21 protein-coding genes and 1 tRNA gene are annotated in these 23,301 nt (G+C 55.3%); 14 read left to right on the top strand and 8 right to left on the bottom strand.

Annotated features, from left to right (window positions below):
* Positions 1-338 precede the first annotated feature (338 nt).
* The 11 genes from lysX to pknB all read left to right on the top strand — a co-directional run bounded on the left by lysX (position 339) and on the right by pknB (position 16,209).
* Positions 339-3,641, top strand: coding sequence for a bifunctional lysylphosphatidylglycerol synthetase/lysine--tRNA ligase LysX (lysX, locus tag HMPREF0733_RS04550; protein ID WP_244864840.1), 3,303 nt, complete (start codon positions 339-341; stop codon positions 3,639-3,641).
* Between the two features lie 341 nt (positions 3,642-3,982).
* On the top strand, positions 3,983-5,536 hold the full coding sequence (locus HMPREF0733_RS04545) for an alanine/glycine:cation symporter family protein (RefSeq protein WP_013398192.1): 1,554 nt from the start codon (positions 3,983-3,985) through the stop codon (positions 5,534-5,536).
* 48 nt (positions 5,537-5,584) lie between these two features.
* Positions 5,585-5,935, top strand: a complete 351-nt coding sequence (locus tag HMPREF0733_RS04540; RefSeq protein ID WP_013398191.1) for a PLD nuclease N-terminal domain-containing protein — start codon at positions 5,585-5,587, stop codon at positions 5,933-5,935.
* Between the two features lie 121 nt (positions 5,936-6,056).
* A tRNA-Leu gene (locus HMPREF0733_RS04535) sits at positions 6,057-6,143 on the top strand.
* A 253-nt stretch (positions 6,144-6,396) separates the two neighbouring features.
* Positions 6,397-7,308, top strand: coding sequence for an FhaA domain-containing protein (locus HMPREF0733_RS04530; protein WP_013398190.1), 912 nt, complete (start codon positions 6,397-6,399; stop codon positions 7,306-7,308).
* On the top strand, positions 7,308-7,784 hold the full coding sequence (locus HMPREF0733_RS04525) for an FHA domain-containing protein FhaB/FipA (protein WP_004006321.1): 477 nt from the start codon (positions 7,308-7,310) through the stop codon (positions 7,782-7,784). Before HMPREF0733_RS04530 ends, HMPREF0733_RS04525 begins: the two co-directional genes overlap by 1 nt.
* Positions 7,785-7,787: 3 nt before the next feature.
* Complete coding sequence (locus HMPREF0733_RS04520) at positions 7,788-9,374, top strand: PP2C family protein-serine/threonine phosphatase (protein WP_004006320.1); 1,587 nt, start codon at positions 7,788-7,790, stop codon at positions 9,372-9,374.
* On the top strand, positions 9,358-10,830 hold the full coding sequence (locus HMPREF0733_RS04515; protein ID WP_013398189.1) for an FtsW/RodA/SpoVE family cell cycle protein: 1,473 nt from the start codon (positions 9,358-9,360) through the stop codon (positions 10,828-10,830). Before HMPREF0733_RS04520 ends, HMPREF0733_RS04515 begins: the two co-directional genes overlap by 17 nt.
* Complete coding sequence (locus HMPREF0733_RS04510; protein WP_004006318.1) at positions 10,823-12,262, top strand: peptidoglycan D,D-transpeptidase FtsI family protein; 1,440 nt, start codon at positions 10,823-10,825, stop codon at positions 12,260-12,262. The genes HMPREF0733_RS04515 and HMPREF0733_RS04510 overlap by 8 nt, the downstream gene beginning before the upstream one ends.
* Positions 12,259-13,983: a protein kinase domain-containing protein gene (locus tag HMPREF0733_RS04505; protein WP_013398188.1), complete on the top strand. Its 1,725-nt coding sequence runs from the start codon at positions 12,259-12,261 to the stop codon at positions 13,981-13,983. The genes HMPREF0733_RS04510 and HMPREF0733_RS04505 overlap by 4 nt, the downstream gene beginning before the upstream one ends.
* Before the next feature lie 48 nt (positions 13,984-14,031).
* Entirely contained in the window at positions 14,032-16,209 is a 2,178-nt protein-coding gene (gene pknB, locus HMPREF0733_RS04500; RefSeq protein ID WP_013398187.1) for a Stk1 family PASTA domain-containing Ser/Thr kinase, read from the top strand.
* Positions 16,210-16,367: 158 nt separating this feature from the next.
* Here the strand turns inward: pknB and HMPREF0733_RS04495 are convergent, their stop codons facing one another.
* Genes HMPREF0733_RS04495 through HMPREF0733_RS04485 form a run of 3 tightly spaced genes read right to left on the bottom strand, consistent with a single transcriptional unit; the run spans position 16,368 to position 17,954 of the window.
* A complete protein-coding gene (locus tag HMPREF0733_RS04495) occupies positions 16,368-17,000 on the bottom strand; it encodes an aminodeoxychorismate/anthranilate synthase component II (protein ID WP_013398186.1) in 633 nt (210 codons plus the stop codon).
* Positions 17,001-17,023: 23 nt separating this feature from the next.
* Complete coding sequence (locus HMPREF0733_RS11240; protein ID WP_004006314.1) at positions 17,024-17,185, bottom strand: hypothetical protein; 162 nt, start codon at positions 17,183-17,185, stop codon at positions 17,024-17,026.
* Positions 17,186-17,201: 16 nt separating this feature from the next.
* Positions 17,202-17,954: a class E sortase gene (locus HMPREF0733_RS04485; RefSeq protein ID WP_013398185.1), complete on the bottom strand. Its 753-nt coding sequence runs from the start codon at positions 17,952-17,954 to the stop codon at positions 17,202-17,204.
* Between the two features lie 157 nt (positions 17,955-18,111).
* On the opposite strand from HMPREF0733_RS04485, the gene HMPREF0733_RS04480 reads away from it, so the two are divergent.
* Both HMPREF0733_RS04480 and HMPREF0733_RS04475 read left to right on the top strand, forming a co-directional pair.
* Positions 18,112-18,453 carry a cell division protein CrgA gene (locus HMPREF0733_RS04480; RefSeq protein ID WP_013398184.1) on the top strand — a complete coding sequence of 114 codons (342 nt, stop codon included), beginning with the start codon at positions 18,112-18,114 and terminating at the stop codon, positions 18,451-18,453.
* A 9-nt stretch (positions 18,454-18,462) separates the two neighbouring features.
* Positions 18,463-18,672, top strand: a complete 210-nt coding sequence (locus tag HMPREF0733_RS04475) for a hypothetical protein (protein WP_004006311.1) — start codon at positions 18,463-18,465, stop codon at positions 18,670-18,672.
* A 75-nt stretch (positions 18,673-18,747) separates the two neighbouring features.
* Here the strand turns inward: HMPREF0733_RS04475 and HMPREF0733_RS04470 are convergent, their stop codons facing one another.
* Together HMPREF0733_RS04470 and HMPREF0733_RS04465 are read right to left on the bottom strand one after the other, a co-directional pair.
* Positions 18,748-19,827, bottom strand: coding sequence for a hypothetical protein (locus tag HMPREF0733_RS04470; RefSeq protein WP_013398183.1), 1,080 nt, complete (start codon positions 19,825-19,827; stop codon positions 18,748-18,750).
* The gene (locus HMPREF0733_RS04465) at positions 19,824-20,741 is read right to left on the bottom strand and encodes a LysR family transcriptional regulator ArgP (RefSeq protein WP_013398182.1); all 918 of its coding nucleotides are present in this window, start codon (positions 20,739-20,741) and stop codon (positions 19,824-19,826) included. Before HMPREF0733_RS04465 ends, HMPREF0733_RS04470 begins: the two co-directional genes overlap by 4 nt.
* A gap of 189 nt (positions 20,742-20,930) precedes the next feature.
* On the opposite strand from HMPREF0733_RS04465, the gene HMPREF0733_RS04460 reads away from it, so the two are divergent.
* Complete coding sequence (locus HMPREF0733_RS04460) at positions 20,931-21,251, top strand: hypothetical protein (RefSeq protein ID WP_013398181.1); 321 nt, start codon at positions 20,931-20,933, stop codon at positions 21,249-21,251.
* Between the two features lie 19 nt (positions 21,252-21,270).
* On the opposite strand, the gene HMPREF0733_RS11280 is transcribed toward HMPREF0733_RS04460, so the two are convergent.
* The 3 genes from HMPREF0733_RS11280 to HMPREF0733_RS04445 form a co-directional block, all read right to left on the bottom strand.
* Positions 21,271-21,639: a hypothetical protein gene (locus HMPREF0733_RS11280; RefSeq protein ID WP_174258203.1), complete on the bottom strand. Its 369-nt coding sequence runs from the start codon at positions 21,637-21,639 to the stop codon at positions 21,271-21,273.
* 219 nt (positions 21,640-21,858) lie between these two features.
* A complete protein-coding gene (locus HMPREF0733_RS04450) occupies positions 21,859-22,419 on the bottom strand; it encodes a hypothetical protein (RefSeq protein ID WP_013398179.1) in 561 nt (186 codons plus the stop codon).
* A gap of 186 nt (positions 22,420-22,605) precedes the next feature.
* The gene (locus tag HMPREF0733_RS04445) at positions 22,606-23,043 is read right to left on the bottom strand and encodes a putative immunity protein (RefSeq protein WP_013398178.1); all 438 of its coding nucleotides are present in this window, start codon (positions 23,041-23,043) and stop codon (positions 22,606-22,608) included.
* Positions 23,044-23,301 lie beyond the last annotated feature (258 nt).

Genomic DNA, 23,301 nt, shown 5'->3' with positions numbered 1-23,301 from the left:
GGTGGTGACACTCCTAAGAATCACCACCGGATTTTTATATTCTCATTCCGGAATATAGTTGATATTTCGCAGGTTTGAGAACTTTCTTCTAAACATCCAACCCAACACCTCTAACCATGCTGCGCCCTTTCAGATATATTCTATTTTTGGAATATATCGATGGCGGGAAGTCTATCGCGTATGCCATATGGCGCTCAAAGCACCCCCTGTACGGCGACCCCTGGCAGCGCTTTCGACCTCCACCCCAAAGGTGCGCTGTCTTACGTCCTCAGGTTCTGCGCATACACACGGTATGTCCGTAGAATGAAATGTACCGAGTGATTGGTGGAGAACGGTTTATGGCACATCAGAAACAGGGCACAGAAGCCCATCACACGACATCACGCTATGCGGAAATCATCGCCCGCTGGGTTATCGGTATCTACTCAATCGCAACAATTCTGACGCTTTTCACCTGGATTATTTCCCCGCTTCGCAGGGGCCACGGGTTCACCTGGTGGGAAATCACCGCGAGCCTGCTCAACATCCCATCAAGTCATACGCTGGTGAGCGCAGTCATCATGGTGGTCATGACGTCCGCCCTGATCACCCGTAAACGGGCCGCCCTCTACGCCGTCATTTTCTTTCAAGTCATCGGCATCCTCATCGGAACACGAAGCGCGCTTCTGCTCTTCTTCCCCGATAACGTGATGCCGAGCGAAGAATTTTTCTCCTCCACGCTCGACACCGTGGCTATTATCGTGGCGGCTATCTTTATTCCGCTTCTCATCCTGGCACGCTCTGCTTTCCCGGCGCATATAGGCCGAATTTCATGGGTATTGGCAACCGTGGTCTTCCTCGGCGGGCTAACGGTGACAACCCTGCTGGCCTGGTATTTTGGGCATCACGTGCCGGGAGTTACGGTTCCCCACCTGCTCAAGCAGGGGTTAGGGCTCGATAGTTTTCCCGAGCTCAAGGGTGCAAACCCGGGCGCCACGGTGGTGGGGGCAGCATCCGTGTTCTACGGAATTTTTGCACTGATCGCGGTGTATGTGGTGGTGCGGGGGTACCGTGTCCCCAATACCTGGACCGCCGATCGGGAATTGCGCCTGCGCGAACTTTTACAGGAGTATGGCGGGAACGATTCACTCTCGTACTTTGCAACACGCCGCGATAAACAGGTGATTTTCTCGGCGGATATGCGTGCCGCTGTCACCTACAGGCAAGTGGGTTCGGTATGTTTGGCGTCCAGCGACCCGGTGGGCGATCCGGCGTCCTGGGGTTCCGCAATCGACCGGTGGATGTACCAGGTGCGCCGCTACGGGTGGATTCCCGCCGCCATCAGCGTGAGCGAAGACGGCGCCAGAGCCTTCGCACGCCGGGGACTGGGCATAATCCGCATGGGGGACGAAGCCATTCTAGAGGTCTCACGTTTTAGCCTGAACAATACTTCGCTTACGGAGGTACGCCACGCCCACCAGCGGGTTCGTAAGGCCGGTTACACACTGAAAATCTGCAGGCATCGTGAGCTTTCACCCGAGCAGCTGCACGAGGTGGAAAATAACGTGAACGCTTGGCGTCACGGCAAGGTTGAGCGCGGGTTCTCGATGGCGCTCAACAGGCTCTCAGACCCCGCAGACGGTCGCAATCTGCTTGTTTCGGCGCATGATTCTGCTGGCACAATGGTTGCCCTCCTCTCATTCGTGCCGTGGGGCCGCACCGGCATATCGCTGGATGTGATGCGCCGCTCCCCCGACAGCCCCAACGGCATCGTGGAATATATGGTTGCCCAGCTTATGGAGGATGCCCCCGACTACGGCATCACGCGTGTTTCACTGAACTTTGCTATGTTCCGCCATGTGTATGAGAACGCAGATCAGTTCGGCGCTAATGCCTGGAGCAGGTTCGCCTCTCGGTCACTGGGGGTTTTAGACAGGTTCCTTCAGTTGGAGAGACTGTACCGCTTCAACCTCAAGTTCGCCCCGGAGTGGATGCCGCGCTATATGGTTGCGGAACCGACGCTGGCTTTCCTGAACGTTGCGGCGGCGGCCGGGGTTGCCGAGGGCTTCCTGCCTGATTTTTCGGCACGTAAACAGCGCCATGAAGTGCACCGCCTGACCGAAGACCAGATCGCGCGAGTGCACGAGATCGAGCGTATGCATCCGGGTGAGGCGCAGGCCCCCGAACACCGCTTCAGCGATCAGACCAAGCACCGTATTCGTCACCTGCAGATGCTTCGTGATGTCGGCATGAACCCGTACCCGCTGGGAGTCACGTGCGAGTATTCGACGGTGCAGGTGCACGATGGGCTGAGCGGCCATACGCTTCCGAGCAGGGAGTTTACCCTATCGGGCAGGGTGCGGTTTATTCGCAACCACGGCGGGGTTATCTTCCTGACCCTGTCTGAGGAAGGCAAACAGGTACAGATTATTGCCGAGCGCAGCCTTGTGAGTGAGCGCGAGTTTCGGCTTCTCAAGTCCGCTGTCGATACGGGTGATATTCTGCTCGTGACCGGCACGGCGGGGACTAGCCGCACCGGAACCGCATCCGTCATTGTGCATAGCTGGCAGATGGCGGCGAAGTGTCTGCACCCCATTCCGTACGGAGCGTTGAATGATCCGGAGGCGCGCATCCGCAAACGCTCGACCGACCTGTTGGTGCATCCGCAGCAGCTTGAAAACCTTCGGATGCGCTCCTCACTGATCACTGCCATTCGCCGCACGCTTGATGATGCAGGGTTCACCGAGGTTGAGACCCCGATTCTGAATACTATTCATGGCGGTGCGAGCGCGCGCCCCTTCAAAACCTTTATCAACGCCTATGGTGCGGATTTGACGCTTCGCATTGCGCCCGAGCTGTATCTTAAGCGCCTGGTGGTTGGCGGTTTGGGCGCGGTTTATGAGTTAGGGCGGGATTTTCGCAACGAAGGCGCGGATGCCACCCATAACCCGGAGTTCACGGTGTTGGAGGCTTATAAGCCTTACGCAGATTACACGGTCATGCGCAAGCTTACTGAAACGCTCATCAAGAATGCCGCCCGGGCCGTCTATGGTTCTGAGGTACTTCCGCTGGGCGAGAAGGGCAGTACCGAGCGTACTCTCACGGATGTTTCGGGTGAGTGGCGGGCAGTTTCGGTATGCGAGGCCCTTTCGCGTGCGCTGGGGCGCGATATTTCGAGTGAAACAGATTTTGAGACTTTGCTTGAGCTGGCACATGAGCATCAGATTCATGTGCGTGATGACATGGGCGCGGGCGCCATTCTTGAGGAGCTTTACGGCGAGCTGGTTGAGGCGAAGACCGTGTTCCCCACGTTTTATACGGATTTTCCGGTGGAGACCTCTCCCCTGGCGGGTGCGCATCGCAGCGAGCCGCATCTGGTGGAACGCTGGGATTTGGTGATTAACGGTATGGAGATGGGAACCGCCTATTCCGAGATGACGGATGCTTTAGAACAGCGCCGCCGCCTGACCGAGCAGTCTCTCAAGGCCGCGGCGGGAGACCCGGAAGCCATGCAGATTGATGAGGATTTTCTGTACGCCCTTGAGACCGGGCTTGTCCCGACGGGCGGGTTGGGCATCGGCATTGACCGTTTGGCGATGCTCATGGCACAGACCCAGATTCGCGGGGTGCTTTCTTTCCCGTTTGTTAAACCCGTGAAGTAGCATGTAGTCAAAGATTCATTTTCTCCGCTGGAGAGTGTTTTTATGTCTATTAAACGATGTTTGATATGAATTGTGGTTCAGCCATAACTTTTTGATGTTTTTGCTTGTCAAACGGAATGTCACCCGTGTTCCGGCTATATTAATTATTCGTTACAAATTTGAGCAAGACCCCCAATGAGATTGCCGTACACCCTTCATCAACGGAACAATAAGTACCTGTAATTTCTAAAGGGAATTTCTTTCCCTGGCGTGCGGTCTACCCGGTTTGCACCTTCGCGCCTTCATGCCCGCATAGTTGCTATCCCTATTACGCTTCTATGCCGTGACGAAAGAGAAAACCTGTGGACTCACTTGTAAATTTTATTCAGGACATTAACGCCTCTACCGCTGGTGCGACCAGCGTGGTTGACAGCATTCAAAGCTGGATATGGGAAAACTTTCTGTTCGTTGCCTTGATTGTCGTGGGCTTGTTCTTGACGATCCGCACCCGTGCCGTGCAGTGGCGTTCCCTGCCCGAGATGCTGCGCGTACTCACCGACCCGTCCGGTCACGAGGCCGATGGGAGCAAGAGCATTTCCTCGTTCCGCGCGTTCACCGTTTCGGCGGCATCCCGCGTGGGTACCGGCAATATTGCGGGCGTGGCGATCGCTATTGCAATGGGTGGTCCCGGCGCGGTGTTTTGGATGTGGGTCATTGCTGCCGTGGGCGGCGCATCCGCTTTTGCCGAATCCCTGCTGGGTCAGCTGTATAAAGAACGCGGCAAGGATTCCTATATTGGCGGTCCTGCCTACTATATGCAGCGTGGCCTGAATGCACGCTGGCTGGGCCTGATTTTCGTGGGCTTTATCGTGCTCACCTATAGTTTTGTGTTCTGCGCGGTACAAACCAATGCGATCGTGGAAGCTGGTGCGAACTCCCTGAATATCGGTATTTCCGGTACCGAGAATATGGGTTTCCGCATCGTGGTAGGCCTTTTCGTTGCCGCACTGACGGCTGCGATTATCTTTGGCGGTATCCGCACCATTTCTACGGTCACCGAGTATATGGTGCCGTTCATGGCGGTTCTGTACATGCTGCTGGGACTGTTCGTGGTTGCGCTCAATGTGGGCGAAATCCCGAACGTTCTGCTCATGATTTTCCAGGGTGCTTTCGGTCTGCGCGAGTTCGTAGTGGGCGGCACGATGGGCGCCGTTATTTGGGGCATGAAGCGCGGTCTGCTCTCGAACGAGGCCGGCATGGGTACCGCCCCGAACGCGGGCGCAACCGCAACTATTTCGCACCCCGCAAAGCAGGGCTATGTACAGGCTTTGGGCGTGTATTTCGATACGATGCTGGTCTGCTCGGTCACCGCGTTTATCGTGCTTTTGTCGAACCCAACCTATGGCAATAAGACCCGCGGTGCTGGACTGACTCAGGATGCGCTTGCCCACCAGCTCGGCACCTGGGCCACCCACTTCCTAACCATCGCGATTTTCCTCTTCGCCTTCTCCTCGGTCATCGGCAACTACTATTACGGCGAATCGAATATTCGCTTCGTGACTGAGAAGCCCGGGGCGTTGACGGCGTTCCGTCTGGTGGTGCTGGGCTTCGTATTCTTCGGAGCAATTGCATCGCTGGAGCTGGTGTGGACCACGGCAGATATGCTCAACGCGGGCATGGTGATTGTGAACCTGATTGCGGTGGTGTGGCTTTCGCCGAAGGTCGTTGCGGTGCTCAAGAACTACGAGCGGCAGCGCAAATCCGGTGTGGAGCCTATTTTCAAAGCATCCGACATGCCTGAGATTAAGAATCTTGCGGCTTGGGACGGCACCGATGAGGTGACCACCCGCGAGTTCTGGGCTGAGCGTGATGCGGCAGCTGCGGCCAAACGCGCCAAAAAGGCTGCGAATGTATAACGTTTCACCTAGATAACTCTCCCCGCAGCGCCCGAGGACATAAATTTTATGTTCTCGGGCGCTTGGCGTATCCTCTGGCATACTAAAGACGTGCTGACATTAGGTTTTTCGGTGTTTCCTCTTGTGCTTTTTCAGAATCCGACGGCGCAGGCAATCTACCAGTACACAGTGCTTGCCCTGATTTTTATCTGGATTGCTTCGGTGCTGTACTGCATTTTTACGGTGCATCGCAGCCCCTACTTCAACGAGATTCAGAAGCTCAAATGGCTTCTGTTCATTCTGGTGCTCCCCTATTTTGGTGCGCTGGCGTGGTTTTTGCGCGTGCATCGCGAGAAAAAGGATGCGCCCGCCGCAGACCAAACCGATACCACCTCGAACCCTCACGACGAAGGAAAATAACATATCCTATGACAATTTCAACCTTCGGTGAGTAAGTTCACGAATACCGAAGTGGACGGTCTGTTACGGAGCCTGTATAGTTCTATATGTTGCCTGCGGCTCTTTGGGTCGTATGACACTTGCGCGAGTGGCGGAATAGGCAGACGCGCACGGTTCAGGTCCGTGTGCCCGTGAGGGCGTGGGGGTTCAACTCCCCCCTCGCGCACCAGCAATCCCCGGTTCTGATGAGCCGGGGATTTTTTGTTGTGTCGGCAACATTTGGGGTTTTCGAGTCTATATTTTACGAGTAAAAAGTATATTATCGGCATGGTGGTCACACTATCCCCTAGAATAGAGTTGGGTGTGTGCACTCACACCTGACACAGCAAATGCACAGCTACAAAAGCTAGACTGAACCCTTCGGGTTCCCAACCACGGGATGCCAGGGGTGACATCCGGCCCGAGCCATAAAGGAGGAGGCAATGAAGTTATTTGATAAGTTGGAACGACTGGAGCAAGGCATCGGTCGTACCGTCGGCTTTTCTAAAGGCTTTGGCACCTTCGCAAAGGCTGATGTAGCTAACCGTATTCGCACGTCGATGGATGATGCCTCATATGTGGACCAGGGCGGTCACACAATGGCACCAAATATCTTCAACGTTCGCTTTTCGAGCGCCGATTTTTCGCGCGTGCGGGAGTGGGGCAACCCATTCGCGGTTGAGCTGTGCAATCTTGCTATTTCGCATGCGCGTGCGCAGGGGTATTCACTGATTGGGGCTGTACGTATTACCTTCAGCCCTATTGCCGATCTCGAAGCCGACGAGTTCGAGGTTGTGCCCAGTTTTGAGGCGTTCCAGGCTCCGCCCTCGGGTGCGACGAACTATGTTCCTCCCGCCGGTGCCGCCCACGGCGCCTCCGACTACGCCCCCGTTGCCCCGGCTCGTGATACCGGTCTGCCGACCAGAATTACAAAACCGCGGGCTAATCCGCCGCGCCGCACGGAACAGCCTCAGCAGCAACAGCAGGCACCTGCCGCGTCCGCACCGAAACCGCGTTCCCCGCAGAATCCTCCGCAGCAGCAGCAACGTGCCGCGGCGCATCATGCTTTTGTGGATATTAACGGGCAACGGTATGAGCTTTCTGGGGCACCTCTCGTCATCGGTCGCGGTTCCGATGCGTCCGTGCGGCTGGCTGACAAGGGTATTTCGCGCCGCCACCTACAGATTTCCCGCCAGGGAGGCAACTATGTTGCCACCGACTTGGGCTCAACCAATGGAACCCGGCTGAATGGTTTTCCGCTGAAAACCCCTACCGTTCTCCAAGATGGAGCGGTGTTACAGTTGGGCGGAGCCCGAGTTCTCTTCCGCTCAATTGCCTCTGGAGGTATACGTTAATGGCATCCGAGCTAACTGTAACCATACTGCGCTTTGCGTTTTTGGGGTTGCTCTGGTTCTTTGTGTTTTTCGTGGTGGCAGCCGCCCGCCGCGATTTGGGGCTGGGTAAGAACTTCCGCTCCGTACCCGTAGAATCTGCCGCAGACTCGCAGCCGCAACCGCAGCATATTGCAGCTCCTCCTGCACGTCCTTCCCGCTTGGTGATCACCAAGGGAGTGCAGGCGGGAGCTATGATGCAGTTGGGTGACTCCCCGGTTACTATCGGTCGCGCCAATGATATTGAGGTTTCGTTGCAGGACGATTACGCCTCCGGTCGCCATGCCCGTCTGTTCCCACAGGGTTCTCGCTGGTTCTTGGAGGATTTGGGCTCAACCAACGGCACATTCGTAAACAACCAAAAGCTGACCCGCGCTACTGCTATTGAGCCGGGTGTCGATTTCCGTGTGGGCGGAACGACTATGCAGCTGAGGGGGTAATCGTTGAAGATAGCCTTTCGCTTTGAAGCCCGTTCCGATACGGGCGTGAAACGCAGCAAGAATGACGACTCCGGGTACGGTGGGCGTTATCTTGCTGTTGTTGCTGACGGCATGGGCGGGCACGTCGGTGGTGACGTCGCTTCCGCTACCGCCGTTTTGAACCTGACCCCTTTGGACCACCCCGACTTTGACGGTACCGGCGGCATATACCTCGCCGACGAAATCCAAAGTGCCAACGCCATTATCAATGATCTGGCAACCAGTGATCAGCGCCTTGCGGGCATGGGTACCACCTGCACCGCTCTGCTGGTGGACGGCGAAAAGATCGAGATGGCCCATATTGGCGACTCGCGAGCCTATCGTTTACGCGCCGATGAAGACGGCGGTTTCGAGCAGATTTCGACCGATCACACCTTCGTGCAGCGTCTTCTCAACGAGGGCCGCATCACTCCCGAAGAAGCGGAGAATCACCCGCACCGCAACGTGATTATGCGCGTGCTTGGCGATGTCGATGCCTCCCCCGAGCTTGAGCTGCAGACGTTAGAAGCCATTCCCGGTGAGCGCTGGGTGCTTGCTTCCGATGGTTTAGAGGCAGTGGTCTCTGATGAAGAGATCGAAGCCGTCATGCGTTCCACCGATGATCTGGGTGAGATCGCGGACGTTCTTATCCAGATGACTCTCGACGGCGGCGCACCCGATAACGTGACGGTCGTGGTTGTACAGGTTATTGACCGCGAAGAACTTCCCGCCGACGAACCTGTAGGTCCTTCTGCCCTGCCAGAGACCGGCGAGATCGATACCTCACTGACAACCTCTGAGCTTGAGGAAATCACCGAGGAAGTAAACGCCGAAGAGGGTCTGTCCGATCACGACCGCGCGCTCAAGAAGTTCCGCCGCGCCCGTGACCTCACGGATTCCTTCCCTCACGATGGCGACGCGAGCGATCAGGATGCGGTGTACTTTGCCCGCACGAATGCCGCGATTTTGCGCCACGAGCTTGGCTCTCGCCCACATCAGCTGGTGGGCAGCGCATCCGTAGCAACAGAGACCGGGCGTATTCCGGCGGTGACGAGCCGCACCCTGGAGCATCGAGCCTCGTTGGCGCAGCGCGTACCGATGAGCACCGAGGAACCCGCAAAGCTGCCGGACGAGCTTGAAGAGCTTCTGGCGGACCCAATTCGACGCCGTCGGCGCCCGATTCTGCTGGTGAGTGCAGCCGTAATCCTTGTGCTGGCGCTCATTGCGGGTTGGAGCGGGCTGAAATGGGTTGAGGGCCGCTACTACGTTGGCGAAAATAACGGTAAGGTCGCCGTCTATAACGGAGTTCCGCAGTCGTTGGGGCCAATCCATCTCTCCCATGTGGTCGAGGAAAGCGAAGTGGAAACTTCACAGCTGCCCGAACATACCCGCACGCTTTTGAAGAATACGATTCACGCGGATAATCTTGACGATGCACGGGTTATCGTAAACCGCATGCAGGCTCAGGTGAATCTGCAGGATGACCGGAATACACAGCCTTCCGGTGCGGCTTCGTCCGGCGCGCAGACAGGTCAAAAAACTTCAGCAACGGAAGGTGGTAATCGTGGCTAGGCTATTGCGTGATGCACACATACCCCGTTCGCGTCGCCTGATTGAGCTTGTTCTGCTCGTGGTTGCGGTCGGCATCGGTTCATTTTCCATGTACCTGATTGACCCCGAAACGGCGTGGGATATGGGGAAAAACCCGTGGATTCAAGGTACCGTGGTGTTGGGTGTGTGCGCGCTCATCGCGCATCTGGTGCTTCAATTCCGGGCGCGTTACGCCGATCCGTTTATTCTGCCGCTTGTTGTGGCGCTCAACGGGATCGGGCTGGCGATGATTTTCCGCATCGACAAGGATCCCGCCATGCAGAAGGCCCCAGTGGGCGAGTCGCAACTGTTCTGGACGGGCTTCTCAATGATCCTCTGCTCCGTTGTGCTGTACTTCCTGCGGGATCACCGAGTGCTGCGTAAGATCACCTATATTTCGCTGGTGCTCTCCTTCATCCTGCTTATCATGCCGCTTATTCCCGGCCTTGGTACCGAAATCAACGGCGCACGGATTTGGATCAGGCTCGGCGGGCGTACCTTCCAGCCCGGCGAAATTGCCAAGATTACCCTGGCAATCTTCTTTGCAGGCTACCTGTCCACACACCGCGATTTGATTCTCACAGCGGGTAAGCGTCTGGGACCCATCAATCTGCCGCGTCTGCGCGATTTGACCCCAATTTTCTTGGCGTGGATGGTCAGCATCGGCGTGTTGGTTTTCCAGAAGGATCTGGGTTCTGCAATCCTGTTCTTTGGGCTGTTCATGGCGATGCTGTACCTCTCGACCGGCAAGATTTCCTGGCTTGTAGTCGGCGGTGTCGGCGTGGTGGTTGGCGGATACTTCGCCTACAACTCCATTTCTCACGTGCACGCCCGTATCTATGGCTGGATGCATGCCTTTGACCCCGAGGTCTATATGTCCTCCAGCGGTGGTTCCGGTCAGATCCTTCAGGGTATTTTCGGTCTGTCTTACGGCGGTCTCTTCGGCCGTGGATGGGGCCAGGGTCGTACCTCTTTGGTGCCGTTCGCTAACTCGGACATGATTATTACTTCTCTCGGTGAGGAACTCGGTCTGATCGGCCTGGGCGCTATTTTGATGATGTTCCTCATCCTCATCTCGCGTGGCTACCGCGCGGCGTTGGGCACTCGTGACGGTTTCGGCAAGCTCTTGGCGGCGGGCCTTTCCACGGTTATGGTGCTTCAGCTCTTCGTGGTGGTTGGCGGTGTAACCCGGTTAATTCCGCTGACCGGTTTGACCACACCGTTTATGTCTGCTGGTGGTTCATCCCTGGTGGCTAACTGGATTATCGTGGCGTTGTGGCTTTCGATTTCGCATACCGCGCGAGCGCCTCACGTCGTGGTCGGGTTCGACGTTCCCGAAAGTATCGACCACGAAGACTACAGCTATGAATCTGAGGGCGCAACCAGCGTTCTCGCCCGTATTTCAACTCAACAAGCAGGAGGTGACCGCAATGGATAGGGCAATTCGCCGCATGTGGATGGCCGCAGGTTGCGTTTTTATCCTGCTCATGGGTACGTTGAGCTATATCCAATTCTTCGACACCGAATCTCTCAAAGATAACCCGTGGAACTCGCGTTCTCTGTACGATAACTACGGTGCTAACCGTGGCTCTATCGTGGTCGATGGAACCGAAATCGCCTCGTCGGTGAAATCGGATGATGAGTATAACTATCAGCGCGTGTACTCTGAGCCGGAAAAGTATGCGGCGCTGACGGGTTATTTCTCGTCAGTGTACGGTTCTACCGGTGTCGAGTCTGCTATGGACAAGGAGCTTTCGGGTACTTCCGACAGCCAGTTCTACGATCGTGTTGCTCAGCTCTTCTCGGGTTCTTCGGCACGCGGTGCGAGCGTCGAGCTCACCGTGGATTCCAAGCTTCAGGAGCTTGCTAACAACCTGCTGCAGGGCCGTAAGGGTTCTATTGTGGCGATCAACCCCAAGACTGGCGAAATCTTGGCGATGGCCTCGTCTCCCTCATATGACCCGAATACGCTCGCATCCCACGATGGGTCTACGGTAGTCAGCAACTATGAGGAACTGAACTCGAATCCGAATAACCCGCTTTACAACCGTGCTATTGCGGGTAACACCTATTCGCCCGGCTCAACCTTCAAGATTATTGATGCCGTTGCGGCTCTGGAGTCCGGCAAATATGATGCGAACTCCACAATTGATAACCCCGCACAGCTTCCCCTTCCGGGAACCAATGTGTCGCTTCCGAACTATGCGGGCGGTCAGTGTGGAGGACGCACTAAGGCTACGATTGAATGGGCTATGGCGCAGTCCTGCAACACTCCTTTTGCGCAGATCGCAATGGATTTGGGTGAAGATAGGATCTCTAGGACTGCCGAAAACTTTGGTTATGGTCAGGATTTGAAGATTCCGTTGGCGGTGGCTAAGTCGAGCTTCCCGAAGGGTATGTCGCAGAGCCAGCTGGCGCAGGCATCCGTGGGTCAGTACGATGTACGCACCACCCCGCTGCAGGTGGCGATGACTTCTGCTGCGATCGCTAACGGCGGTGTGCAGATGAAGCCCAATATGATTCGTTCTGTCAAAACCAGTAACTTGAGCGTGCTCTACGAGTTCTCACCCGAGAAGTTGCGCACCTCAACTTCTACTAAAGTCGCCGATCAGGTGAAACAATGGATGGTGAACTCTGTGGATAACGGTATTGCCCGTAACGCAGGCGTGCCCGGGTATAAGGTTGCTGGTAAGACCGGTACCGCAGAAACTACGGGTGGTTTGAATAACTCTTGGTTTACCGGGTTTGCACCCGCCGATGATCCTCAGATCGCCATTGCGGTGGTCTATGAGGATATGGATGCAACAACCGGTTCCCAGCTTTCGACAAATGCAGGTAAACAACTTTTTGAGGCGGTGTTGAACAAGTGAGGCCTTCGGCTGATATCACCTTGGGCGGGCGCTACACCCTAACCGAACGTATCGCTATCGGCGGTATGGGTGAGGTCTGGAAAGCTCGCGACAAGGTTCTCGGACGCACCGTCGCCGTTAAAATCCTGAAAGAGGAGTATACGGGTGACCCCGGGTTCTTGGAGCGTTTCCGTGCGGAGGCACGCCATACCGCGCTCTTGAACCACCCCGGTGTTGCCAATATGTTCGATTACGGTGAAGAGGATAACTCTGCATACCTGGTGATGGAGTTGGTTCCAGGCGAGCCGCTGTCGAGCATCATCGAGCGCGACGGCACGCTGCCGCCGGATCGCATCCTGAACTTTATTGCGCAGACGGCTCGCGCGTTGGCTGCTGCGCACGCTCAGGGCCTCGTGCACCGCGATGTGAAACCCGGTAACCTGATGATCACCCCGGATGATCGGGTGAAGGTTACCGACTTCGGTATTGCTAGGCTTGCGAACCAGGTTCCGCTGACCGCTACCGGTCAGGTGATGGGTACAGCCCAGTATTTGGCACCCGAACAGGCAACCGGTCAACCTGCAACCCCGTCCTCCGATATGTACTCGCTGGGTATTATCGGGTACGAATGCCTGGTCGGTCACCGCCCGTTCACGGGTGAATCACAGATCGCGATTGCTCTAGCCCAGGTGAACGATCCGCCACCACCGCTGCCGGAGAGCATCCCGGCACCTGCCCGCGCCTTGATTATGTGCCTGCTTGCTAAGGATCCTGCGGAGCGTCCTAAGGATGCTACCGCGCTGGCATCCGCTATTGATGCTATTCGCCGTCGCGATATTCCTGCCGCGATTAAGGCCGTGCCCACGCTTGAGGCGTTCTTGCCGGAGAATCTGGATACTGCCCAGACCTCCTTGATCGCCGAGCCTATTTCGGCATCCGCCGCTCCGAAGTTCGGATCTGGGTCGCGCTTCACACCCGGTCCTTCGACGGCTCCGATCCCCGAGCCCGGGTCGAAGGCTGCGGCCGCGCGTACGGCACAACAGGGGCCGAAGAAACGCAGCTGGGTATGGATCGCCGCTATCGTTGCGGCACTAGTGCTTATTCTCGGTATCCTCTGGGCTGTCTGGGCGGCAAATAGCCGTGCAACCCCCACTCCGAATACCACCAGCTCGGCAACACCCAGCTCTGCGGAAGGTACCGTCACGGTAGCCACCCCGAGCGAGGAGTCCTCGGCTGCGAGCAGTACTCAGAAGCAGAAAATTAACCTGCAGGCACGCAGCTACGAGGGTCGTCCCCTTCAGGATGTTGTCAATGACCTGAAGAACCTGGGCCTTTCGCCCAGGACTGAAAGTGTTGAGTCTGAAGAGCCAGCCAACACCGTTCTGTCGATTTCACCGGCTGGTTCGGTAGACGAAGGCAGCACCATTACCGTGCGTTATTCAAGCGGTTCCAGGGGCGCGACCCTACCTAATGTTGATGGGAAGAACTACGAAGAGGCTTCTCGGACGATTACCTCGCTTGGTGTTGACGTGAACCTTCACTTCGAGCATTCGGACACCGCACAGCCCGGTACGGTGCTGCGCACCAGCCCTTCTTCTGGCACTAAAGTGTCAGTTCCTAGTAAGGTAGAGATGTATGTAGCTAATGAGTCTTCAGGTACGAGGACGGATTCTGACTCGTCGCCATCCGCAGCTACGCCTTCAGGCGCGTCGACTTCTTCTAGTCCTCGTACTGGGCGTTAGTGTCTGAGTCCACTCACATCAAAAACTATTTTTACCCCAGGAGAACGTATGGACCTGTTGGTTCCTGAAACGGTAGATGGCCGTTATAAGGTACTCGATGTTATCGGTACCGGTGCGATGGCTACCGTATACGCGGCGGAGGATATTCGTCTCGGTCGTAAGGTCGCGATGAAGATCCTGCGCCCGGAGCAGGCCCAAGACAAAACCTTCCGTTCACGGTTTAAGCGTGAGGCGGAGGCTGTCGCATCCCTGAACAACCCCGGTATCGTTGCGGTATACGACACGGGCGCTTATTCCCCGTCAGATCCCAACAGCGGATACGGTGTTGATGATGCCGCTGACGATGACGAGGCTAAGATCCCATACATCATTATGGAATACGTTGATGGCAGGACGCTGCGCAGTGTCCTTTCGTCGGGCGGGTACATTCCCGTGCGTGATGCGGTGGGGTACGCAGAGCAGCTTTTGAGCGCTCTGAAATACAGTCATTCAATGGGTATTATCCACCGCGATATTAAGCCCGCGAATATTATGGTGCTTCCCCGAACCGAGGAAGACGCCGCGAAGGGGCAGCCGGGTCAGATTAAGGTGATGGACTTCGGCATCGCCCGAGCTATTGAAGAGGCTGGCGAGGCTCTGACAAAGGCCAACGTGGTGATGGGTAGCGCACGCTACATGTCTCCCGAGCAGGTCAGTGGTAAAGAAGTTGATGCGAGAAGCGACCTTTATTCGGCAGCATGCGTGCTGTATGAAATGGTCGCTGGACGTTCCCCCTTCGATGCGGAAACTAACGTCGACTTGGCGGCAAAGCATCTTACCGAGACTCCCGCCGCACCGAGTACTTTTAGTCCGCTGAGCGTACCCCCTGAGCTTGATGAAGTTATTCTTCGGGGCCTTGCCAAGAACCCGGATGATCGCTACCAGACCGCCGATGAGTTTTCGCAGGCGATCCGTCAGGGAGCGGGTCTGCAGGTTGGCGGCGGTATGCCGCAACAAGTTCCCGATGACTCCATGACCACCGCTTTTGCGCCTCTTGAGGCTCCCGCGGCAGGTGCTGCAGGCACCGGTACGGGTGAGGTTGATTTCGATGCCTACACCACGACCATGCCGCAGGTTTCGACTCCTGTAGAAGATGCGAACCTCAACGGTTTCTTCGACGACGATGAGTACGGCGGAGAAGAATTTGTTGAAGAGGAAGAGTTCCTTCCCGCCGAGCAGCCCCGTAAGCGAACCTGGGTTCGTTTCCTCGTTGGTCTTGCTATTGCGGCTTCGCTTCTGCTGGGTATCGGCTCGTTCCTGTACTACCAGGGTAAGCTCAATGAAGTTCCGCAGGTCGCTATTCCTACCGTGATGAACCAATCGAAGGACAACGCTGAGAGCCAGCTGCGCAATGCTGGCTTTGCCGTGGAGAGCCGCGGGGCATACTCCGAGAACGTGAAGAAGGGCGATGTTATTAGCGTCAGCCCCGGCGAGGGTACGAAGGTGGCTAAGGGTTCTACCGTATCGCTAACCTACTCGAATGGTCCCGAGCGCGTAACCCTGCCCGATAACCTGCAGGGTCAGAGCGAAGCCTATGTGCGCAACGCTCTGAAGGAGCTCGGCCTTAAGGATGGTCGCGTCAGCACCGTTGAGAGCGCATCCGTTCCCGCCGGTATGGTGGTTTCTCTGGAGCCTGAGAAGGCTGAAACTGATGCCGACGGTAAGACCACGATCGAGGCTGGCAGCAACGTGAACCTGGTGCTGTCCTCCGGTAAGGTCAAGGTTCCTTCGCTCGTGGGTCTGACGAAGGATCAGGCTATTGAGGCTCTGACCGCGTCCGATGTTCTGCTCAACACCAATATTGAGACCGTTCAGACAAGCTCTGCGGCACCGAATACGGTGATTTCTCAGAGCTCCGCTGCGGGTACTCTGGTGGCCCAGAACAGCACGGTTACTATTCGTGTGGCAGCTGCCCCGGCGGCGACCGCATCTGCCTCACCGCGTGCGACTACCCCGTCGACGAATAATAACAACAACACCCAGCGTCAGCAGGGCAATCAGCAGCAGAATCAACAGCAGCAAGGCCAACAGGGCCAGCAAGGTAATCAGCAGCAGAATCAACAGCAGCAAGGCCAACAGGGCCAGCAGGGCAACGCTCCTGTACCTTCTGCAACGCCAAGTGCCGCTGCTCCTTCATCCAAGGCCGTACAAAACGGCAAGGAAAATGAGGAGAAAGAAGAAAGGTAAGGCTGGTTTGCTCAGGTAAATCCTGGTCATATGTTGTGGGGCGTGCTTTAGATTCAAAATCTAAAGCACGCCCCACATATGTTTCTTCGGCTGTACCACACATAGAGAAGGCGCCTGACAGACCTACTTGGGTCTGTCAGGCGCCTTTACCGCTGCCACTAGGCAATTAGTGGGGACAACGATTTAGCACGCTCAGCGGCCCCCTCAAGCCCCGTTTCTTCCAGCCAATTACCCAGCATCAGATAACCGCTCTCGGTAAGCACGGATTCCGGGTGGAACTGCACGCCGTGCATGGGCGCATCCCGGTGCCGCAGCCCCATAATAATGCTGCTCTCAGTCGTCGAAGTAGTTTCTAGGACCTCAGGCATAGTCTCTGGGACGACCGCCAGCGAATGGTAACGAGTCGCAGTGAAGGGGCTCGGTACGCCTTTGAATACCGAGTCGTTCTCGTGAACCAGGGTTGAAGTCTTGCCGTGCATCAGCTCGGGGGCGTGCGTGACGGTGCCGCCAAACGCCTCCGCGATAGCTTGATGCCCCAGACACACGCCAAGCAGGGGTTTATGGGTCTGCGCAGCCCAGCGAATGGTATCGATAATGACCCCGGCTTCTGCAGGCGCACCCGGCCCCGGAGAGATCAGCAGGCCGTCGTACTCGGCAGCCATTGTGAGAACGGTATCAAGGTCGTACTCGTCATTGCGGATTACGGTTGTTTCGGCTCCGAGCTGCTGCAGATATCCGACGAGGGTGAACACGAAACTATCGTAATTATCGATAACCAGGATGCGGGTCATGGCTTCTCCTTTGGCAAGCGCCGCTAATGGTTGATGGTAACGTCAAAGTTGAACGGACCGTACTCGGCAAAATTCGGAAACACGAATTCCATGAGGGCGTATACGATCACGGCGATAAGCAGAATAGCAATGATGATGCGAACCCATAGAGGTCCGGGAAGATGGCGAAAAATCCAACCGTACATGTTATATCCTCTCGGGTTAGGCGGGGTTCTGGGCTGCTTGGGCAATTTCCGCAGGCGCGCCAGCAGAGTTAGGCTGCCAGGATTCAAAACGGGCGTGCACAATATAACGTTCTGTGTCACCGTAACGCGGGTGACAGGTCGTGAGCGTCATAATGCGCTCCGTGGGCTCTTGTCCGGGCTTGCTCGGAACCGGCTCGATCACCTCAATATTGTCAGGCTGCACAATCACATGCTCATACACGGTGTAGGTGTAGTAGCCGTCTTTGGTGCGCACATAAATGTGATCGCCCACCTGCAGCTTATCGATATAGTCGAGCACTGCACCGCGTGTCTGCCGGTGCCCTGCGAGCGCGAAGTTGCCCACACCACCCGGCATGGCGGTTCCGTCGTAGTGTCCCAAACCGAGGGTATCGATCACGTCTGCGCTGGTACCCTGTGCGGTGGGGCGCTGGTAGTCTGCACCAAACCGGGGAATGTAGACAACCCCGAATCCTTTTCCGTGTTCGGGTTCGGCTTCAGGCTCCGGTGGATTTTGGGGATCCCACTGTTCGACTGGCGCGGCGGAGCTGAACTCGTGCGTCAGGGAATCGACGGCTTGGGACTGTGAACGGTTTGCGTCTATATTGGTCCACCAGAGCTGCCACACGACAAAGAGCAGCAGCACAAGGCCAACGGTGATCAGAAGCTCACCCGTGATTTGGATGGTCCACCGCAGAATAGATTTATGAGGCTGAACTGCCTGATGCGCTTTCGCGGATGCATGCGCCATAGTTTTGGGTGTCCTCCATAGCGGGATGTTACCGTCCCAGTCATTACACTTTCTTTAATGACAACGCCGGTGAAAGGTGAAATCATCCCGCGAGTCTGCAAAGATAGTTTTTAACGTACTACATAAGGTTACCCATACATCTGAGGCGGAGGAAAATATGTCCCCTAAGTCGACTGCGAAAAAGTCGAAAAAGACTGCCAATACTAAGTCAAAGAAGTCACAAGACAAGAAATCGGCTAAGGCCGTTGAAGAAGATGCGAGCGAGCTCCGTCTGTTGGAGGTCGCTCGCGAGATGGAAACGAGCGGAACACAGAGAGAGGGTACTCCCCTGTGGTATCGAGTAGTGATGTTTTCGCTCGTTGCGCTGGGTATTCTCTGGATTATTGCGTATTACATTTTTGAGGGTCGACTTCCTGTGCCCGGTATTGGCATGTGGAATGTGACTATTGGCGTGGGTGCCATGATGGTGGGTATGGTCATGATGACTCGGTGGCGTTAGGTTAGGGCTATGTCCGAATCAGATGGGTCTCCTTCGCCTCAAGAATCTCAGGATGCCCCGCATGGCTCTACCTCCGATCCCATGCGGAGTACCGAGGATATTTCAAAACGTGCGGATATTCGTGCCGCCCGCGTGGAGACAAGGCTGCGCCGCTGGGCGTTGATCGGGTTTATCGTCGCTGCGGCGTTATTCTGGTTGGCATCTCTTTTCTTCCGCTAGATTACGATCGTCTCGCGTATGAGCGTGGCGGTGCCGTGTCCTGTATGGGATACGCCCGCCACGTTTTCTTTGTTTTTAATCATTCTGAAGCTCTGCAACTGGTTCTTCGCGCAGGGGCTGCAGAATCCGTACGAGTATGATCATGACGATGAGCTCCACCATTGTCTGGGTCAGTACTGCGGGCTGCATGAGGTCGGCCTGTGGCACGCGTTGTTCTTTGAGCCGCTCCGAGAGCGCTAGTATGACTGGAAACATAACAAGAGCGTTGCGTGTGACGACCGAGAAGATAATCGCTTTGCGTTCTTTGAGTGTGAGCGGTTTTCGGTTTTTCACCGCGTACCGTGCCGTATACGGAAGTAAGAACCCGAGCATCCCCGCGCAGAGTGCGAAGATGAAGTAGAACGGCACCCAGTGAACAAGATGCTGGGGTGCTTCGCCGATGCGGCGTGCGTAGGCAGTGCACATGAGCGTTAGGAGTACGCACATAATCCCCACCATATATGTCTCGCTGATATCTGAAATCGTCTTCGTGTATTTCGCAATCTTCGGCGTATAGTGAGCACGTTGTACAAGGTACGCCGCGAGCGCTGGAATCATAACCACAAGCAGGGCTGCGTATGCACTGGCTGGGAGTGGAAAGATACTGCCAAGATCTTTATATGCAAATATTCCAATATAAATATATATACTAGTCCAAATGGGAATTATGAGAATCTGAAGACCGAGTAGAAGCGGTGTTTTACGCAGCAGCAATGTGCTGTCGCCACCGGCGTAACGGGTAAAAACCACCACATAATCAATGCATGGTGCCAGCACCACGAGGGCTACCGCCAGGGCGATCACGGAACTATCCCCTAAGAATGTGGGAAGCAAAATCATGACCAGCAGGGGTACCACAATAAAGTTGAGCGTTATCAGCCATAGGGTAAATCCGCGCGATGCGGCAGCGGGTGCCCCGTTTCGTTCCCGTTCCTGGCCCCGACCGAAAGGAGCTCCCATAAAGTTGGCAAAAAGCAGAACCGCCAGGGCATAAGGTACCAGAGCATCGCTCACCTCTGACACCTTAGGCGGGCAGAACAGGGAGAGTACTACGCCCACCGCCATTGAGGTGAGGTAGAGGGCGCTTTGATGCCGTTCACCCCAGCTATCCGTCATGAATCCAAAAGCCCCTGATGGGCCGCATCAGCAACCCGACGGCTAACTTTTTCCAGAACGGGCGAGTTGATATTCCAGTGCTGCCAGTACAGTGGGAACTCCACGGGCTTCTGAGCGAGTTTCACAAGTGTTTGGGCGGCGAAATATTCGCTACACTGCGCCTCCGGCAGCAGACCCCACGCAATACCCTCATAGACCGCCTGCGCATAGTCCGGTGACGAAGGAATATAGAGCGTTGGGCTCTGCTCGAATTCGGCTCTGGGCAGTTTTAGGTCTTCCTCGATCAGAGCGCGTGCAACATCCTGCACAAAGTCTTTACGATCATATTCCACCACGGGTGCCCGGTTCAGGTCTTCACGGGTAGTCTTCGCAGGGAACCCCGGAAGGTAACGATCCACATACGCTGGCGATGCCACACACCAGTAACGCGCCACGCCCAGGTAATCTACCGAGCATCCGGGGATTTTCCCGGGCTGTGAGGTTATGGCGGCCATAACTTCCCCGGTACGCAGAAGGGCTGAGGAATGAAATTCGCCTTCACGCCGCAGGTCGCAGAAAATTTCGTCCTCCTGAGCGAGCGTGCGTATGGCCTCCAAAAACCACGTTGCTAAAGAATCGGCGTTCAGGGCTATAGAGACTGTCTGGAATCCGCCCTCGCCCATGAGTTCTCGTTCCAGTTCAAGCTGTAGGAATTCACTTTGCCGTGCAATGCGTAACACGCTCTGTCCAGAAGCCGTTGGAGTCACCGGGTTGGTGCGCTGCAGCAGGACTTTACCGGCCAGCTGTTCCATTGTTTTTACACGCTGTGATATTGCGGAGGGGCTAACCCCAAGAACGTCGGCAGCAGCATCGAAGGTGCCGTATTCGATGACCGTGACGAATGTTTTGAGGTGGTCGGTCGTAAAACGTGTCATAAGAACATCTTACGTACGTTGAAATAACTTAGCTAGGTTTACGGGGTTTTCAGACCTTTGCGCCCTGCCCATGTTCTATTTGACGTACACCATTTTCACCTTGGATGCACACCTCTAAGATAAAAGCAATGGGACTATCCCTATCCAACGTGTCTACATTGTCATCTAACCACCCGAAGGATATCCTCCATGGTCAAGCCACCATTCATGGAAATTGCATGCCCCGTTTGTTCCAAGCCCGTGAAGACTTTAGAACGTTATCCTCGCTCGCTCTGTCCCGAATGTTCTGCACGGGTGACTGACCGGTCTGGCCGCCCGGTCGTTTTCTACGATATACAGGTGCTGCCGACTCCCAATAGCTCGGGTGTAACGCTGCTTGGCGGATTTTACGGATATTACGCCAATACCGGGCTGCAAGAAACCTACTCCAGTTCAACCTGCTACGTTGATGGAATAACCTGCGAGGCAAAGAATGCCCGTTTTGGCGGCATTGTGATCGAGGCGCTGTGAAGCCTACCTTCACCTCTGGCTATGAGTCTGTACTCCCGGATTCAGTGGCTTCTTCGAGACCATTATCCTTCACCGTCTCCTTATCGGTAGATGCAACGGGCTCTGTACTATCTTCTTGCGCCGATGCGGACCACAGTTCATAGCCCTCCAGCGTCTCTTCCGCGCTCATCCTGAAGATGGAAAGGTATATATCTCGAATCATCAGAATCTTTCGCAGCCTCAGCACCATCGGTTCCAGGAAGTCGCGTGCGTGCCGGTCGTCGCTGCTGGTCGTTGCCGCGAAGCTCAATCCAGAGAATACTGCAACGATCATCGTCACCTTAAGCACAACCGCGTTGTAATTGAATTCAAGGCCTAAAATTTTCAGATGCTCGGGTTTGGTTCCCACCCACAGCTCAATGGTTTGGTCGGTAACAGCAACAGAGGCAAACCATGAGAAGAAACCGAACACCAGCAGAACGAAGAAAACAGTTTGAATCAGCTGCCCCAGAATCGGGATTGCCAGCAGGTTCAGCCACTGCCCAACCGTTAGAGAGCGGTGAACTGTGATATCGTGTTCGGCCTCTGTACTGTACTGTCTGCGGTGCCTCGTTCCGATACGGCATACCTAGCGCTCATAACTGTCAAGCATACCCGATACAAGAGACTCTGCTTGAAGTTCAGCGCCAAAGAATCGTGCACACGCCTTCAAAATAAGTTCTGCGCCATAGCGTTGGATCGTATAAACACCCAGCTCGTCGTATTCAGCCGCAAGTTCACGGGGTTTCGCTAAACCAGAGGTGATTTCCATAAGCGAAGATTCTGCGCCGTCTTCATCGAAAAGTAGGCTAAACCCGCTGTCATCACGCAGAAGCTGATGCAGTTTAGTATCGGGCAGAGGCAAAAAGCCCAGCACGTCCTCGGGCTCATAGTAGATTACCTCAGCAAGGGTTGTTACATACCCCTGCGAGTCTTCCTCGGTAAGAACTGTATCCGTAAGCTCCAGATAGCTTTCTTCGTCCCGCAAAAGCTCCCGCGGCCACCACAGATGGATATACTCGGTGCACGCCAGCCATAGTTCCGCTAAAGGCAGCTTAACCTCGGCGGTGAGCGCCACCGTCCGGTATTTTGAGGTGTCCTCTCCTAGATAAGGTTCCTGCTGTCGGTCTGAAAAAAGCGGATACTCCATACATTCACTCTAACGCGAGAACAGGTATTCGTCGGTACTTGATGCAGTAAACGTTCCATAAACTCGTTCAGAAGTATGTGCAAGGCCTTGGTATTCCCGTCATGACGCCTCAGGCATACCTATCACAGACCGGTATATAGGACTTCTCTGGCTTTCGAAATTCTACGTGGGTGGATATAACACTGCTTAGCGCGCAAAAACATAGCTGAAGAATCGATAAGGAATATGTGCCTGTTGCCATTCGAGCTCTTTGGTCAAAAGCTTTTCTGAAAGCACTTTGCGAGTATATCGTTCAATATTGCGTGCATGGGCACCCATATGGGCTATGGCAATCGCATGTCCGCAGGCTCTAGCTACGGCTTGCGCAGACGGGGTCTCACAGTCGCGAGCCGTAGCATGGCAGAGCAAAGCGTGCTGACGCATAGTTCCAACAGATAATGCACCGCGGTTGAACTCAGCGACCGCAGCAAGCCCCTGCTGAAGCCGAGGATCAGCAGGATACTGCTTCTCGAAAATAGGCAGTATCCGATACATACAATCTGCCGCCCAGACGATAAGTTCACGCCTCTCATCTATCGATAGCGTCAAATCCTTCGGGTCTGGGGCAGATTGTAAAGTCTCCATGCTCCTAAGATAACAAGAAAGCATACGCGCTCTCACAGATTTTCAACGCCCTGATGCGCCGATGATTATATTTCATAAGGTCTTCTTAGCCTTTAGAGTATTCACCAACGCGCGCCATGAGAACACAGCAGAGCCGATAGCTCTCAAGGAGAATGCAAATCAGTGGTTAAAACAAAAGAGACCCCTCACGGGGTCTCTTCCATACATATGTAATTAACTAACAAACCCTCAGGTTTGTTGTTTCAAAACTATACAGCG

The sequence above is a fragment of the Rothia dentocariosa ATCC 17931 genome, assembly GCF_000164695.2.
Classification (GTDB): Bacteria; Actinomycetota; Actinomycetes; order Actinomycetales; family Micrococcaceae; genus Rothia; species Rothia dentocariosa.
The sequence above is the reverse complement of the archived record's forward strand: the minus strand, read 5'-3'. Positions and strand labels throughout refer to the sequence as shown.